The organism is Anabaena azotica FACHB-119 (assembly GCF_014697625.1).
Lineage (GTDB): Bacteria > Cyanobacteriota > Cyanobacteriia > Cyanobacteriales > Nostocaceae > Trichormus > Trichormus azoticus_A.
Genome location: NZ_JACJSG010000032.1, coordinates 1 through 14309, shown reverse-complemented (window position 1 = coordinate 14309; position 14309 = coordinate 1). Strand labels below are relative to the sequence as shown.

Here is a 14309-nt window from a genome sequence, read left to right as displayed (position 1 = left end):
GGAGTTCCTAGCACATATGCACTGGTTGTTTACAGGACGTTTAAGCACAGATAAAATAACGGTTAAGATAGCAGGGCTTTCACCCAAATTACAGGGTTTAAAGTTGGTGCAGTTGTCAGATTTTCATTATGATGGCTTGCGACTGTCGGAAGAGATGTTGGAGGAAGCGATCGCAGTTACTAACGAAGCCGAACCTGATTTAATAGTCTTAACTGGCGATTATGTCACCGATGACCCTACACCAATTCATCAACTCGCATCCAGACTTAAGTATCTGCAAAGCCGCAATGGCGTTTATGCTGTACTAGGAAACCACGATATCCACTACAGTCACTCCCAAGCCGAAGTTACAACCGCCTTCACCAGTATCGGCGTTAATGTCCTGTGGAATGAAATTGCTTATCCTTTCGGACATGAATTACCAATAGTAGGACTAGCTGACTATTGGTCAAAAGAATTTCAACCTGCATCAGTCATGAACAAACTCGACCCCGCCATACCCAGGATTGTTTTATCTCATAACCCAGATACTGCTAAAATCCTAGAACAATGGCGAGTAGACTTGCAACTATCTGGTCATACCCACGGTGGACATATTGTATTACCAGGTCTTGGCCCTGTAGTTTATCATTATAAAAAGCTGTTAAAAAAATTCCCCAAAAAATTGCGGCGCTGGGTTCCCTTGTTACTAGGAGACTGTTCAAAAGTAGTCCGCTATTGGGAATGGGCGCAAGGATTTCATCAAGTAGCCGACAACCAATTATATGTTAATCGCGGTTTAGGTACTTATCGACCAGGGCGTTTATTTTGCCCACCAGAAGTTACTGTAATTACTTTAAGTTAGTCAAGCAAACTGTTTACTATCAGGACTTACACAACTGACACTTGGGGTAGGGTGCGTCAGATGTGGAAAATACTTGAATGTGTAATATCATGTCCGCTTAATCACTTATCATATCTTCGGGGTTGGTAATTGGTAATTGGTAATAGGTAATTGCTAATGGTAGAAAACAATTACCTATTAGCTATTACCCATTACCGACCAAAACAACCATATTAAGTAATTAGCCGAACTTGATATAAGACATTATTGGGGCTGACGCACCTTACAGTTAGTTTGATTATGTTATGACAATATTTTAAGCCAGTCCCCAGACCCCAACAATATTAACCGCCATTAGCTAAGATGGAATAATATCATTAGCAAATGGCGGTTTGGTAAATATAAGATCGTCAGAGAAGATAGGAAAAAACAGAATCAAACAACTCAACTAGGGTGGACAATATTCGCAATTAAACATCCCTAAAAATCCTGCATCCTTAATTCCAATAGGCAGGCATTTTTAACTGTAATTTCAACACCTCCATACAATCATGTACACTCAAGGCGAAAACACTTTCACAGAGGATGCAGCCAACAACTTTAGGATTGCGAATAATTAAAACATTAGAGCGAGGAGGTACAGACTCTAATTTCAAGACTTGTTGCAATGAACTTTTAACCTTTTTGTACCCTGCTCTTAATGTAGCATCCTTTTTTGTAAGTGGTATAGTTGTTTACTAAACTTCAATACCATTTATTTACCGCAACAATTGAGAAATCTTTCTTAAAATTTCCGGCAACAAGGGCAGAAGGCAAACTGTCCCCTGTCACCTATCACCTATCACCTATCACCTATCACCTGTCACCTGTCACCTATCACCTGTCACCTATTGACCAGAATTGGTGTTTTGATTAACATCGTCAGCACCAGAAGAACTGCTATCAGAATTATTTTGTGGCTGCTCCCCAGCTTCAGGTGTAATGGTGGGAGAAGGACTGGCTTGTGTCTCTGTACTAGGGGTAGTAGTTCGAGCCGGCTGAGGTGTATTAGGTGCTACAGGAGGTACTGTCACTCTCACAGAAGGCTGAGGTGGAACAGTAATATTAACCTGCGGTGGAGAATATGTTGGTGTTGGTGTAACTTGCTGTTGAGGAACAACAACAGGTACTTCTCTAGTTCTTTCGATGATGGTTGTTTGTTGTGGTTGAGGCGATAGACTAGGACTAGCGGTAACAGGAGTCTCTACAGGTGCAGTACTATCAACAGCCGCATTGTTCTGATTAAAATACCACAGTGCGCCAGCCATCAAACCTACCAAAGAAGTCAAGACAATACCAAAAATCAACCCAGTAGCTGTATTTTCGTTATCACGATCAGCTTGATAGTTGCGTTCAAGATTACGACCATCGACATAACCATTACTATAACGATTATTAGAGGTTTCTGTAGTTCTGGTTACGTGATGGGTATTACCATTATTATCAGTGTAAGATTCTCTATTAACTTCGCGTTCATTAGGGTTAGTCATAATTTTTAGTTTCCTTTCCTCACTGTAATTTTGACAAGATAAAGTTTCGTAAAAACAAAACATTTTTACTGAATGAGAGATTTTGAGTTGGATTTATAACCCTGGTTTGAATATTTATCAGAATAACTTTGATACTTTCAATAACGGATCTATCTTCAGGTAAAAGCTAGATACTTCAAAAGAATGAATATAGTTGCACCTTTACAGTATCTTTACTTTCATCTAGGGACAAGACTAATAAATTTTTACAATTTATTTGATTTTTACTAATAAGAGCTATGTTAATTTCACCCATAAAAACTGGTCAAACTTTCATTTGAGAGGTTATTTATAAAGTAAATATTAAGTAGGGTGTGTTACGGCTATGTAAGGATTTGAGTATTAGCGAAATTAAGAATTAGCCGTAACGCACCAGCAAATACGCTGCGTTAAGCGCTGCTTTGACGCACCCTACTGGACTGTCTAGACTAAAATGTGGCAATAGATTGGAAAAAAAATCGAACGCAGATGAACGCAGATGAACGCAGATGAATAAGATGTTAGATTTTGGCTAATGCCACATTTTAGATACGTAGGGTGGGGAGTGCATCGCCACTATCTTATTGAGAAAGTGCAAGATATCAAATCAGGACTTACGCAAGTGTCACAATTGGTAGTTGGTGCGTGACGCTACAAGTCTCATGACTACGTTCAAATATTATCGCTCCTCACACACCCTACAGAAAAAATATGCCAGTTGCGTAAGTCCTACAAATAATGACTCAGATTTCAGGACAAGGTAACAGAGTAATAATTTTATCGCCACCAGCACTAGCTAAAGTTTTCCCATCTGGACTAAAAGCCACAGAATAAACTGATTCTTCATGCGCTGCTACACTGTGTATTAAAGTTTTAGTATTTACTTTCCAAAACTTAATAGTTTTATCTTTACTACCACTAGCCAAAATCTTACCATTTGGGTGGAAAGCTACACAACAAACATGATCAGAATGCCCTATGAGAGTGCCAATTTCTTGACCTTTGCCCCACTCCCACAATTTGATTGTTTTATCCCAACTACTACTAGCTAAAATCTTACCATCTGGACTGAATGCTAGAGAACTAATGCCTCCGAACCAATCAGAATGTCCAGTAATAGTCTGAACTTTTCTTTGAGATATATGCCAAATTTGAATTTTTTTGTCATTCCCAGCACCACCGCTAGCTAAAACCTGTCCATCTGGACTGAAAGCTAAAGATAAAACATCATCTGAATGCCCTTTAAAAGAATATATTTCTTGTCCTGTTTCTATCGACCAAAATTTGATGCTTTTATCCCCGCTACCGCTAGCTAAAGTTTTTCCATCAGGGCTAAAGGCGACACAATGAATTTTTTCTTCATGTCCTGTGAGAGTGCATATTTCTTTTCCTGTAAATACATCCCACAATTTAATAGTTTTATCTTTACTACCACTAGCTAAAATTTTACCATTTGGGCTGAAAGCTACAGAATTAACACCTCCAGACCAAGATGATTCACCATGTCCTTTAAGAATTATGGACTCCTTATTAGTTAAATTCCAAATTCTTACAGTTTTGTCATCACTACCACTAGCCAGTGTATGTCCGTCACGGCTGAATACAACAGAAATAACCTCATGTGAATGACCTTTGAGACTGCGAACGGATATTAAGTCTTGCATAATGATATATATAGCGACTTTTAGTCAGATATGGCTCACGCTAGGAATACTAGAAGAGAAGCTTCTCATTTGACTATACTTAGTATTCCCATATACTGACTGTTTATATCAGACGCGATCGCTAAATTTATCTGAGTCTGAGAACTTGTTTAATTTTGTGGCACAATCTTTCTATAAAGGAATTACGTTGGATTTTATATCTTGACGACGAGGTATAAGTCGCTTTGGGAATTTTACCTTCTAACTGTGCGGCTTTATTTAAGTCGGCAGTGGCTCGATATTCGTAACCTAACTGGGAACAAACAAATCCCCGATATTTGTAGGCTGCAATATAATTAGGGTTGAGACGAATGGCTTGGGTAAAGTAGGCGATCGCTTCCTCGTACTCTTTTTTTGCTACACTCTCAACACCCCAGTTATAGTATGTTTCCGCACCCCAACGATTTACAGATACTTTCCCCGATTTTTTGGGTGGAGGCGGTGGTGACGACGATTTCTCAACATGGGGAATTACCGCCTTGACTGTATTGTAAGCCGCGTTGATTTGTTTAATTTTTGCCTCCGCTTGCTGCTTTTGCTTTGCATCAACGAAGCGATCGGGATGCCAAATTTTCACTAACTTGCGGTAAGCTTGCTTTACTTCTAGTTGTGATGCACCAGCTTTTAAACCCAGAATTTCATAAGCATAATTAATATCAAGTTCTAAACCATTTCGCGGCTTGTCGTTAGACATCGCACATACTAAAAAATAAAACTATGTAAATCTATATTAACTAAATTCTCACGAGGTTTTTGAAGATAAAATTTCTAAAATCATTGATAAATCAACATATTCCCGATTTTTGAGGAAGTTGTTAATCTAAGATAAGCGCGATCGCTCCGGTGGGTGGTAGGCGATCGCATTTCCAAATCAGCATCTATCATCAGTACAATGTCCAAAATGCAAACGCCCCATAGCGGCTATCATTGGGACGGTGGTAATCGCCGTTTTTTTGAAGGTTGGTATTATCGAGTCACCTTACCAGACTGCGGTCAAACCTTCGCCTTCATGTATTCCATTGAAGACCCCATCGGGGGTAAACCTGACAGTGGCGGTGCGGCTCAAATCTTGGGTGCTGATGATGAATATATCTGTCGGACTTTCCCTGATGTCAACAAATTTTGGGCTAGTCCAGATGTTCTCGCTTTAGGTCATTGGGGAGAAACGAACCTCAACACCAAACCTATCTACCTCCTACCAGCAGAGTTTGCAACCCATGTACAGCAAGGCTACCAAGCTACAGCTACCCTCAATCAAGGCATTATCAAAGACCCCGCCACAGGTAATTATTGCCAATGGCAGTACGAAATTCAACCCCTATACGGTTGGGGAAATCGAGATAGTATGCAACAATCCACAGCTGGCTGGCTGTCATTTTTGCAGATATTTGAACCCGGATGGCAAATTTTAATGGCGCATGGTTTGGCTAGCGGTTGGATTGATTGGAATGGTAAAATCTACCAATTCCAGAATGCGCCAGCTTATAGTGAAAAAAACTGGGGTGGTGCTTTTCCGCAAAAATGGTTTTGGGTTAACTGTAATAGCTTCGATGGCGAACCTGACTTAGCCTTAACTGCTGGTGGTGGTAGGCGCGGTGTGTTGTGGTGGATGGAATCTGTAGCCATGATTGGCTTACACTATCAAGGTAAATTCTATGAGTTTGTTCCCTGGAACGCAAAAGTAGAGTGGAAAATTCAGCCTTGGGGTAAGTGGGAAATGAAAGCCACCAATTCAGATTATGAGGTGAAATTAACTGGAACTACCCATTTACCGGGTACACCTTTACGTGCGCCGACCGCCCAGGGTTTACAATTTTGTTGTCGGGATACAATGCAAGGTAAGCTGGATATAGAATTACGGCAAATCAGAGGCGAAAACCGTCTAGTCATCCTCAAAGCACACAGCCATCTTTGTGGTTTAGAAATAGGTGGCGGTTCTTGGGACGATTGTTGGCAATCTAGTTAAAACTACTGCTATCATTGTAAGTGCTTCCTAGTTGGGGCTGTAGCTCAGTTGGATAGAGCGACCGCCTCCTAAGCGGTAGGTCGAGGGTTCGAGTCCCGCCAGTCCCGTTTCCCAACTAATCCCGGAAATCTACTATTAACAAAGGTTTCAGGGATTATATATTTTGTCTTGGTTGCTGAAATGTAGCAAACGAAAGCGATTTATAGCGGTTTTCAAGTCAGTGATGTACAGAAAAAATGATTGAACGCAGATGAACGCAGATGAACGCAGATGAATCTGTATTCTATCCGATTGCAATCCGCTATAAAAGTTATTGGAGAAGCAAAATGAATATGAAATGAATATGATATGTTAGACCGAGTATTTGTAGGGTGGGCAATGCCCACCTTGTCTTTATTCTGTAAGGGATAGCCCTACCTACTTTACTTTCTGAAAAAGTTATTTTTTAGGAAAACATAAATGAAAGAAATCCTTATAAATTTACCAGAAGAATTAAATATTAAGGGAATAACTGACTTTTCAAGAGAATTGAAGACAATCGACGAAGGAGAAGTATATCTATTTGATATGGGAGATAAGCGTTTTTTTCCTCCCTTTTCTATGTTATTTTTAGCTCAACAACTTGCTAAATTTCAAAAAAAACACCCCAGTTCTAAGTTTTTGTTTAAAAATTGCCAAAACCATGATTATGCTGCCCATATGGGTTTTTTCCAAGCATTTCGGGTTGATTACGGAAAAAAGCCAGGAGAAGCGTCTGGTAGTAGTACTTATCTACCAATTACGTATTTTTCAGTTGCAGATATTCAAAACGAAGCAAATGAAAATTTAGAACATACTGGAGATGTGATACAACGTTACTCTCGGCAATTAAGTTCTATGTTAACTCGTCAGGATGAGGGAGATTTAGTGGATACCTTAGAGTACTCAATTTGTGAAATATTAAGAAATGTTGTCGAGCATAGTCAATCAAAAAATATTTGGTACTGCGCTCAGTATTGGCCTAGTAAAAATCAGGTTGAAATAGGGGTTCTAGATTCTGGTATTGGCATTCTTAAAGCCTTGTCTGCAAATCCATCTTTATCAACAAAAATAAAAAGTGACTATGAGGCGTTACAAATGAGTTTGCTTCCCGGAATATCTGGTAAGGTTTACAAAGGGCAGCGTCGAGATCCTAATGATCATTGGGGAAATTCTGGTTATGGGTTATACATGACAAGTCGTCTTTGTCGCAATGGTGGTAATTTTTTTATTTGTAGCGGACAATCAGGAATTTTTTTAGAAGGAGATGAAAAATCAGAGTATAAAATGGATATAGCTGGAACAGCTATTAGAATGATTATTGATACCTCAAAAATTGAGAGTTTAAACGATAGGCTTAAAAGTTTTAGTAATGAAGGTCATAAATTAGCCAAAGAAATTGGTGGCATAATTGATCCTTCTTCTGCGTCTCAAATGTTAAGTAGAGATTTTAAACCTGTCAAAGGTAATTTGTAATTGAGTAAGTAAGAGTGACATCTTGCACCTTCTAAATAAGCAGGTTGTGGGCAATGCCCACCCTACGAAATAATAGGCTTTTGGGCTTTACTTTTCGCAATAAGGTAATGGTGCAAGATATAATAATAGCCTATTTGGAAAGGAAATCTAAAGCTGAGTATAAACGTATTTTCGTGAGGTACACAAGGGCGGGCAAGATGCCCACCCCACAATAATTTTACAATTTATATCTGTACCTCATTTACCTGCAACTTGCTGTGACTATTTCTCCCATTACCAATTACCGATTACCAATTACCAATTACCATTATTTATAATATTTGTTTATCTGTATACATCTATGCTTTGATTTGAGAGATATCGACTATTCAAAAAGTTTCATGATGATGGTTGCACCTGCTGTTGTAGTATTGGGTCAAAATAGCGTACCACTAGCCCGGAAAATTATCACCGTCTTACCAGGGGCGAAACTGTACGGTTTAGCAGGACGCACTTGGGAGGTTGATGTTAGCTTTACGAATTTTGGTGAAACTCTGCGAGAGTTATTTGCAGGGGGAACGCCGATAATTGGTATTTGTGCGGCTGGGATTTTGATTAGAACCTTAGCACCGTTAATTTCCGATAAGCGTCAAGAACCGCCCTTGTTGGCTGTGGCGGAAGATGGTAGTGTGGTTGTGCCTCTGTTGGGTGGACTCAATGGGGTGAATGATTTAGCCAGGCGTATTGCTGAGGTACTTGAGGTTAAACCAGCAATTACAACCACGGGTGATATCCGTTTCCGCACAGCTTTGTTATCACCTCCCCCTGGATATCATTTAGCCAACCCAGACGATGCTAAGAAGTTTATCTCAGATTTGTTAGCGGGGGCGCGGGTGAAGTTGTGGGGAACTGCACCTTGGTTGAGTAATAGTCAGTTACCTATTGACGCTGAGGGAGAGTTAACAATTCAGGTGACAGAAAGCTTAGTCAAGCCTACAGCTAATTGTCTGGTGTATCATCCGCAAACTGTAGCGATCGCCATCACCCACCCCTGTGTTACAGTAGACTCCATACAGCAGTTCCTCACCGACGCACAACTCGCACCCGCATCTGTCGCCGCAGTAGTCGCCCCCCTCACCATCGCCGCCAGTCCAGCAATTCAAGCCATAGCCGCTACCTACAACGTACCCACCCGCTTTTTCACTCCCAGCCAACTAGAAAGCCTACTTACACAAGGTTACAGCCTCGCCGAAGCCATAGCCCTAACCGCTACAGGTAATGGTCAACTCATCTCTCCTCCCTCTCCCTCATCTCCCCCATCTCATATTGCAGCCATCTCCCCCCAACCCATCGACCCCAACACCATCGGTCAACCAAGGGGAAGGTTAGCCATTATTGGTACAGGCCCAGGCGGTGCAAAGTGGATGTCGCCGGAAGTCAAGGAAATACTCACCTCAGCCACTGACTTAGTAGGTTACAAAACTTATTTAAATTTAGTTGGTTCTCTGGCTGATGGTAAGCAACGTCATGAGTCAGACAACCGCGAAGAAATTGCACGGGCGATGATGGCGCTTGATTTAGCTGCGACTGGGCGATATGTAGCTGTAGTTTCTTCTGGTGATCCTGGTATCTATGCAATGGCGGCGGCTGTGTTTGAAGTGCTTGATTATCATCATAAACCAGAATGGGATAGTATTGATATTTATGTTGCACCAGGAATTTCCGCCATGCAGGCCGCAGCCGCTACCATTGGCGCACCTTTGGGACATGATTTTTGTGCAATATCTTTGTCTGATATTTTAAAGCCTTGGTCAATTATTGAACAACGTATTGCCGCAGCAGCCCAAGCAGATTTTGTCATTGCTTTTTATAATCCTGTTTCTCGCGATCGCACTTGGCAATTAACAGAAGCTAGAAACATATTATTGCGATATAGAAAACCTAGCACTCCGGTAGTGTTGGCAAAAAATGTTACCAGACCGGGACAAACTGTCAAAGTAATCACTCTTGAGGAGTTAGCAGCCGATAGCGCCGATATGCGGACGGTAATTCTGATCGGTTCTACCCAAACCCGGACTATTGAACGTAGTGATGGTAGTATTTCGGTTTATACGCCCCGGCGATATGAGTAGGATTTCCATTTAATTGCTTAAGTTAATTATTAATGGTTTTTTACTAAGCTGAAAAACATCATATTTGAGAACAAAGTAAAACCCCAGAACTGGGAATTTCTGGGGTTGTTAACCTGACCACCTCTATTGTTATACTGTAAAAAATATGATGATGAATCAAGCTCTGTAGACCTAAAGATAGGATTTACGTCTATACAATAGTGAAAATTTTCCTGATGTTTTGCTAAACTATTCTTGGTTTGAAACTGCTATTGAATAATAAATCAATTTGACATTTGTGAATGATTAGTAATCTTAATAAAAATCCAGTGATATATGATTAAGATGGCAATTATCAAGATATAATTAAATAAATTATGTCTAAAATTATGAGCTATTAGGATTGATTTATTAATTGAAATCAGCAAGAATAAAACAATCATGCTCCAACATGATTGTAGCCGATTACAGTGACAGAAAGCCTCATAAATGTCTGCATATGCAGGCATTTTTTATTGTGGGGAGGGGACAGGGGATAGGGGACAGGGGATAGGTTAGAGACTGATAGATGATTTTGGTGTAGGGGGTTAAGCTCACCTGACTTTTCACATCATGTGGAAAAGCTAACGCCAGACCTAACCCCCCAGCCCCCTTCCCTACTAGGGAAGGGGGAGAAATTAAAGCCTCTCTCCTTGTAGGGGAGAGGTTTGGAGAGGGGTTTTCCAGATCCCGTGAAAAGTCAGTTAAGCTGACATCTGCTTGCTTGATGGCGATCGCATTCCACCCAGCGTAGGCGATGGCGTTCCGCCCAGCGTAGCTGATCGCTAGATGATACAGTTTCCCTAGAATCCGGTAATCTAAGTAAGTCGCTATGAATATTTAGTTTTGGGCAACATAATCTCCTGATGGACAATCAGTAGCACTGTAGGATTTAATCGGATTATTCTGAGTTGTCAGAATTTATTTCCAAGGAAACCCATGAACAGATTTATCTTAGCCTTAATTTCTAGCCCCGTCTTAATAGCCTCTATGCTATCTACAACCGTGATGGTAAATCACGCACAAGCACTTGAGCCAGAAGTCAAAAACACAGACAAGCTAACCTGTATCAGAAATAAACATAAGGTAGGATTGGTCTGTATGAGAGCTTCTGTTTTAGCTCAAGTGCCTAACTATCAGCAGGAAGTGGAGTTTTCTCAAGAAGATGCGCCGATGTTAGAGTTCAATGACGCAGAAAGCGATGTAGCAATTCAATTGTTTGGTTGTGACTGTCCCGCTTGCATTAATTCTTTACGGCAGATGCGCGGTGTAACTCCCTTGGTGTACTAAAGTTGACAGTTGACAGTTGACAGTTGACAGTTATTAAGTTGTTTCCACTGTTCACTGTCCACTGTTTACTGTTTTAATGACAACCAGCCCATGTTATCCATCTGTGGGAGATACTTAAACGCAACACTCTACCAGTGATTTCTTGTTCTGTAATCATAGCTTCTAAGAAATCTGCACCTTTTAATTCGGCTTCTATGACATTGCTCCCTATCAAATTGGCTTGTTTGAGATTAGCACCACTCAAATCAGCACCACTCATTTCCGCTTCGCTGAGATTGGCATGAAATAGGTTTGCCAGAATTAATGTAGCAGTTCGTAAATCAGCTCGATTGAGATTACTATCTTTCAGGTTGGCTCTAATTAAATCTGCACCTATCAAATTTACTTCACTTAAGTTTGCATCACTTAAGTTAGCTCCACTTAAGTCTGCATCAGTTAAATTGGCGCGGCTGAGATTACAACCAATCAAATTTGCTTGACTCAGGTTGGCTCCACTTAAATCGGCTTCGGTAAAGTTAGCACCACTCAAATCAACGGCGTAAAGGTTCGCTTGATGCAGATTTGCTCTAAAAAATTCTCTCTCTCCTATTGCATATAACTCTAGGAGTTTATTGGCATCCATAATGACACCTCTCCATGTTTGTGTGTAAGCAAGTTTATTTTTGAGTTAACACTAACCACACCACAATACAGATAATTGGTTGAGTTGCCAGCTAGTGGAATTTGAGAAAAAGGTTGTAATTTTATTGTGATGGAATTTTTGATATTCTGCACTAATACTTAATGGAAATACATTTTAGGGGACAGGGACGGTTTTTTCAGGAACCACAGAGGCACAAAGACACAGAGGGTTTTGAGGAGAGTGATCAATATGAGAGTTTTAATCTCAAGGTAAAAATCTAAAATGAGATGAGCAATCCCGTGAAAAGTTAAAATGCGATGAGTAACTCCCGTGTTTTGTGCCTCGGCGAAGTTTTATTTGATTGTTTGGCTGATCAATTAGGCTTAAAGCTGGAGGAGGTGAAGTCTTGGACTCCTTACCCTGGTGGTGCGCCGGCTAATGTGGCCTGTGCTTTGGTGAAGTTGGGAACCCCAGCCGGATTTATTGGTGCTGTTGGTGAAGATGAGCCAGGAAACGCGCTTGTTAAGCTTTTACAAGAGGTAGGTGTAGATACAACGGGTGTACAACGTCATCCTACTGCGCCAACGAGGCAAGTTTATGTGGTGCGGGATGAAGCCGGCGATCGCACTTTTGCTGGTTTCGGTGAGTATGACACCTCAGAATTTGCTGACACTCGTTTACAAGCCAAGGGAATACCAGAGTCATTGTTTCAAGAGGCAGATTTCCTCATCTTGGGTACTTTGGAATTAGCCTACCCTGACAGCGAAAAGGCGATTTACCGCGCTTTAGAACTGGCTGAACAGTATGATTTAAAGATTGTGCTGGATGTCAACTGGCGACCAGTATTTTGGCAAGATGAAAATATCGCTCGGCAAAAAATTCAAGCAACTTTCCGGCGCATCGATTTTCTCAAGCTGGCTAAGGAAGAAGCCCAATGGCTATTTGATACAACAGACCCAGGTGCTATTACGTACCGTTTAGGCACAATTGAAGGCGTGTTAGTCACTGACGGGGAAAATGGTTGTGCCTATTGTTTAGGTGAAAATGAAGGCAAAATACCCGCTTTTCATGTCCCTGTAGTGGATACCACTGGCGCAGGAGATAGCTTTCTGGCAGGATTTATTCACCAATTAAGTAAACATGGTATTCACAGCTTGAACTATGGCGAGACAGCAAAAAGCATTGTTACCTATGCGAGTGCTGTAGGAGCGCTGACTACCATTAAACCAGGTGCGATCGCTTCTCAACCCACAGTTGCAGAAGTGGAAGCTTTTCTCAAATCTCATTAAGTTGAGGGACTGGGGACTGGGGGGATGAGGGAGATGAGGGAGTGGGGGGAGATGAGGGAGTGGGGGGAGATGAGGGAGATGAGGGAGTGGGGGGAGAGAGAAGAATTTAAACCTTTTCCCCTTTACCCTTTCCCCCTTCCCCTTTCCCCTTTACCCTTTCCCCTTTACCCTTTCCCCCTTCCCCCTTCCCCTTTCCCCTGACTTCCTTGGTAAAGTAAATATTAAGTAGGGTGTGTTACGGCTATGTCAGGATTTGAGCGTTGGCGAAATGAGGAATTAGCCGTAACGCACCAGCAAATACGGTGCGTTAAGCGCTGCTTTAACGCACCCGACAATTTAAGGTTTACTTTATCGTAATTCCGAGGGTTAAAGACCCCTACGTCTGTACGTAGCAAATTTTCAGTTGGAGTTTAAATTCCCAACTGAAAATGCCTTTAATGCGCGAATTTTGAATTTTGAATTGTTAAAAATCATCTCTAAAACATTAATCAAAAATAGAAATAACTTTAATGCTAGATATCCTAAACATAGGCTTTGTTTTCTTCTCAGTCGTCATAAATTCCTCTGCACCAACTGACAACGCAGCCGCAATATGTAGCGCGTCCATAGCAGCTAAACCATACTGACAAGCAATGTTATAAGCATCTTGTATTACTTTTTGTATATCGTTAGCCCAGTAAGTGACCGCACTAAAGAATAATTCGTAAAATTCAGCTTCTACCGTTTTTCGGTTGTAAATTGCTTTAGGTATTACCTCCATTTTGATAAATTCGCTCGCAGCAAATTCGCGGTTTGAATCTGCTAAAATCTCCAAAGCTTTCTCTGAATCTTCTCCCACACCACGCGCCGCAGTTACTAGCACTCCAGAATCAATAAAAGTTATCTTCATGCGTCAGTTTCCTGTAATCCCCCACGACGACTCGCAATTTCTTTTTCTATTTCATCTCTACTTAATAAATGTTCACCAGAAGCAATAATTTTAGAACGAATTTGCCGTAAACCTTCTCCCAAGGGAGTTTTATTTGTAGAGGTTTTCCAGCGAAGAAATTCAACAAAATCTAAAACTTCCTCTTGTTTGTCTGGTGGAAGAGAACGCCAATTGCTTAATAATTCTTGTTCTGCACTCATCTTTACTACCTACCTCTGCTAATTTAGTTTTTATTGACCAGTATAAAAAACTTATAATCATCAGCGCAAAATATAGAAGAAACACTTTTTTCTTCCCCTATACCCCCAGGACTTACGCACCAATGTTATCTGTTAAGACTGGGTGTAAGGGTGTAAGGGTGTAAGGGTGTAAGGGTGTAGGTTTTGAAGGCTTACCCCCCTACACCTTTCAAGGGCAGGTTTTTTGAAGAATCAGATGTTAAGATAAATCGTCGTGACACAAAGCAGGTCATGAGCAAAGATTCGGGTTTAAACAGTTGGATTGCGATCGTTAGCCAA

At 41.0% G+C, this 14309-nt stretch carries 14 protein-coding genes and 1 tRNA gene; 7 read left to right on the top strand and 8 right to left on the bottom strand.

What is annotated here, in order from left to right:
- Window positions 1-16 precede the first annotated feature (16 nt).
- Window positions 17-844, top strand: coding sequence for a metallophosphoesterase (locus H6G83_RS21745; RefSeq protein WP_190476059.1), 828 nt, complete (start codon window positions 17-19; stop codon window positions 842-844).
- Window positions 845-1320: 476 nt separating this feature from the next.
- Here the strand turns inward: H6G83_RS21745 and H6G83_RS21740 are convergent, their stop codons facing one another.
- From H6G83_RS21740 to H6G83_RS21725, 4 genes are all read right to left on the bottom strand, one after another.
- Window positions 1321-1491 (bottom strand): hypothetical protein, encoded by a 171-nt coding sequence (locus H6G83_RS21740; RefSeq protein ID WP_190476058.1) that lies wholly within the window; start codon window positions 1489-1491, stop codon window positions 1321-1323.
- 219 nt (window positions 1492-1710) lie between these two features.
- On the bottom strand, window positions 1711-2352 hold the full coding sequence (locus H6G83_RS21735; protein ID WP_190476057.1) for a hypothetical protein: 642 nt from the start codon (window positions 2350-2352) through the stop codon (window positions 1711-1713).
- Window positions 2353-3113: 761 nt separating this feature from the next.
- Complete coding sequence (locus H6G83_RS21730) at window positions 3114-4034, bottom strand: WD40 repeat domain-containing protein (protein ID WP_190476056.1); 921 nt, start codon at window positions 4032-4034, stop codon at window positions 3114-3116.
- Between the two features lie 127 nt (window positions 4035-4161).
- On the bottom strand, window positions 4162-4767 hold the full coding sequence (locus H6G83_RS21725; RefSeq protein ID WP_190476055.1) for a J domain-containing protein: 606 nt from the start codon (window positions 4765-4767) through the stop codon (window positions 4162-4164).
- Window positions 4768-4965: 198 nt separating this feature from the next.
- Here H6G83_RS21725 and H6G83_RS21720 point away from each other — a divergent pair, with 198 nt between their 5' ends.
- The 4 genes from H6G83_RS21720 (at window position 4966) to cobJ (ending at window position 9644) form a co-directional block, all read left to right on the top strand.
- On the top strand, window positions 4966-6039 hold the full coding sequence (locus tag H6G83_RS21720) for a tocopherol cyclase family protein (protein ID WP_190476054.1): 1074 nt from the start codon (window positions 4966-4968) through the stop codon (window positions 6037-6039).
- A gap of 33 nt (window positions 6040-6072) precedes the next feature.
- Window positions 6073-6146, top strand: a tRNA-Arg gene (locus H6G83_RS21715).
- 352 nt (window positions 6147-6498) lie between these two features.
- Window positions 6499-7533, top strand: coding sequence for a hypothetical protein (locus H6G83_RS21710; protein WP_190476053.1), 1035 nt, complete (start codon window positions 6499-6501; stop codon window positions 7531-7533).
- 380 nt (window positions 7534-7913) lie between these two features.
- Window positions 7914-9644 carry a precorrin-3B C(17)-methyltransferase gene (cobJ, locus tag H6G83_RS21705; RefSeq protein ID WP_190476052.1) on the top strand — a complete coding sequence of 577 codons (1731 nt, stop codon included), beginning with the start codon at window positions 7914-7916 and terminating at the stop codon, window positions 9642-9644.
- A gap of 718 nt (window positions 9645-10362) precedes the next feature.
- On the opposite strand, the gene H6G83_RS21700 is transcribed toward cobJ, so the two are convergent.
- Window positions 10363-10536, bottom strand: coding sequence for a hypothetical protein (locus H6G83_RS21700; protein ID WP_190476051.1), 174 nt, complete (start codon window positions 10534-10536; stop codon window positions 10363-10365).
- 65 nt (window positions 10537-10601) lie between these two features.
- Here H6G83_RS21700 and H6G83_RS21695 point away from each other — a divergent pair, with 65 nt between their 5' ends.
- Window positions 10602-10952, top strand: coding sequence for a hypothetical protein (locus tag H6G83_RS21695; protein ID WP_190476050.1), 351 nt, complete (start codon window positions 10602-10604; stop codon window positions 10950-10952).
- Window positions 10953-11025: 73 nt separating this feature from the next.
- Here H6G83_RS21695 and H6G83_RS21690 read toward each other — a convergent pair whose 3' ends face one another.
- Complete coding sequence (locus tag H6G83_RS21690; protein ID WP_190476049.1) at window positions 11026-11574, bottom strand: pentapeptide repeat-containing protein; 549 nt, start codon at window positions 11572-11574, stop codon at window positions 11026-11028.
- 317 nt (window positions 11575-11891) lie between these two features.
- Between H6G83_RS21690 and H6G83_RS21685 the strand changes: the two genes are divergently transcribed.
- Window positions 11892-12863: a carbohydrate kinase family protein gene (locus H6G83_RS21685; RefSeq protein WP_190476048.1), complete on the top strand. Its 972-nt coding sequence runs from the start codon at window positions 11892-11894 to the stop codon at window positions 12861-12863.
- Between the two features lie 484 nt (window positions 12864-13347).
- Here the strand turns inward: H6G83_RS21685 and H6G83_RS21680 are convergent, their stop codons facing one another.
- Window positions 13348-13752, bottom strand: a complete 405-nt coding sequence (locus H6G83_RS21680) for a type II toxin-antitoxin system VapC family toxin (RefSeq protein WP_190476047.1) — start codon at window positions 13750-13752, stop codon at window positions 13348-13350.
- Window positions 13749-13991, bottom strand: a complete 243-nt coding sequence (locus tag H6G83_RS21675) for a DUF2281 domain-containing protein (protein WP_190476046.1) — start codon at window positions 13989-13991, stop codon at window positions 13749-13751. The genes H6G83_RS21680 and H6G83_RS21675 overlap by 4 nt, the downstream gene beginning before the upstream one ends.
- Between the last annotated feature and the right edge of the window lie 318 nt (window positions 13992-14309).

What these genes read in the sequence shown, in the direction of transcription:
- H6G83_RS21745 (WP_190476059.1), top strand. Translation starts at nt 17, where the DNA reads ATGCACTGGTTGTTTACAGGACGTTTAAGCACAGATAAAATAACGGTT.
- H6G83_RS21735 (WP_190476057.1), bottom strand. Translation starts at nt 2,352, where the DNA reads ATGACTAACCCTAATGAACGCGAAGTTAATAGAGAATCTTACACTGAT.
- H6G83_RS21730 (WP_190476056.1), bottom strand. Translation starts at nt 4,034, where the DNA reads ATGCAAGACTTAATATCCGTTCGCAGTCTCAAAGGTCATTCACATGAG.
- H6G83_RS21725 (WP_190476055.1), bottom strand. Translation starts at nt 4,767, where the DNA reads ATGTCTAACGACAAGCCGCGAAATGGTTTAGAACTTGATATTAATTAT.
- H6G83_RS21720 (WP_190476054.1), top strand. Translation starts at nt 4,966, where the DNA reads ATGTCCAAAATGCAAACGCCCCATAGCGGCTATCATTGGGACGGTGGT.
- H6G83_RS21710 (WP_190476053.1), top strand. Translation starts at nt 6,499, where the DNA reads ATGAAAGAAATCCTTATAAATTTACCAGAAGAATTAAATATTAAGGGA.
- cobJ (WP_190476052.1), top strand. Translation starts at nt 7,914, where the DNA reads ATGATGATGGTTGCACCTGCTGTTGTAGTATTGGGTCAAAATAGCGTA.
- H6G83_RS21695 (WP_190476050.1), top strand. Translation starts at nt 10,602, where the DNA reads ATGAACAGATTTATCTTAGCCTTAATTTCTAGCCCCGTCTTAATAGCC.
- H6G83_RS21690 (WP_190476049.1), bottom strand. Translation starts at nt 11,574, where the DNA reads ATGGATGCCAATAAACTCCTAGAGTTATATGCAATAGGAGAGAGAGAA.
- H6G83_RS21685 (WP_190476048.1), top strand. Translation starts at nt 11,892, where the DNA reads ATGAGTAACTCCCGTGTTTTGTGCCTCGGCGAAGTTTTATTTGATTGT.
- H6G83_RS21680 (WP_190476047.1), bottom strand. Translation starts at nt 13,752, where the DNA reads ATGAAGATAACTTTTATTGATTCTGGAGTGCTAGTAACTGCGGCGCGT.
- H6G83_RS21675 (WP_190476046.1), bottom strand. Translation starts at nt 13,991, where the DNA reads ATGAGTGCAGAACAAGAATTATTAAGCAATTGGCGTTCTCTTCCACCA.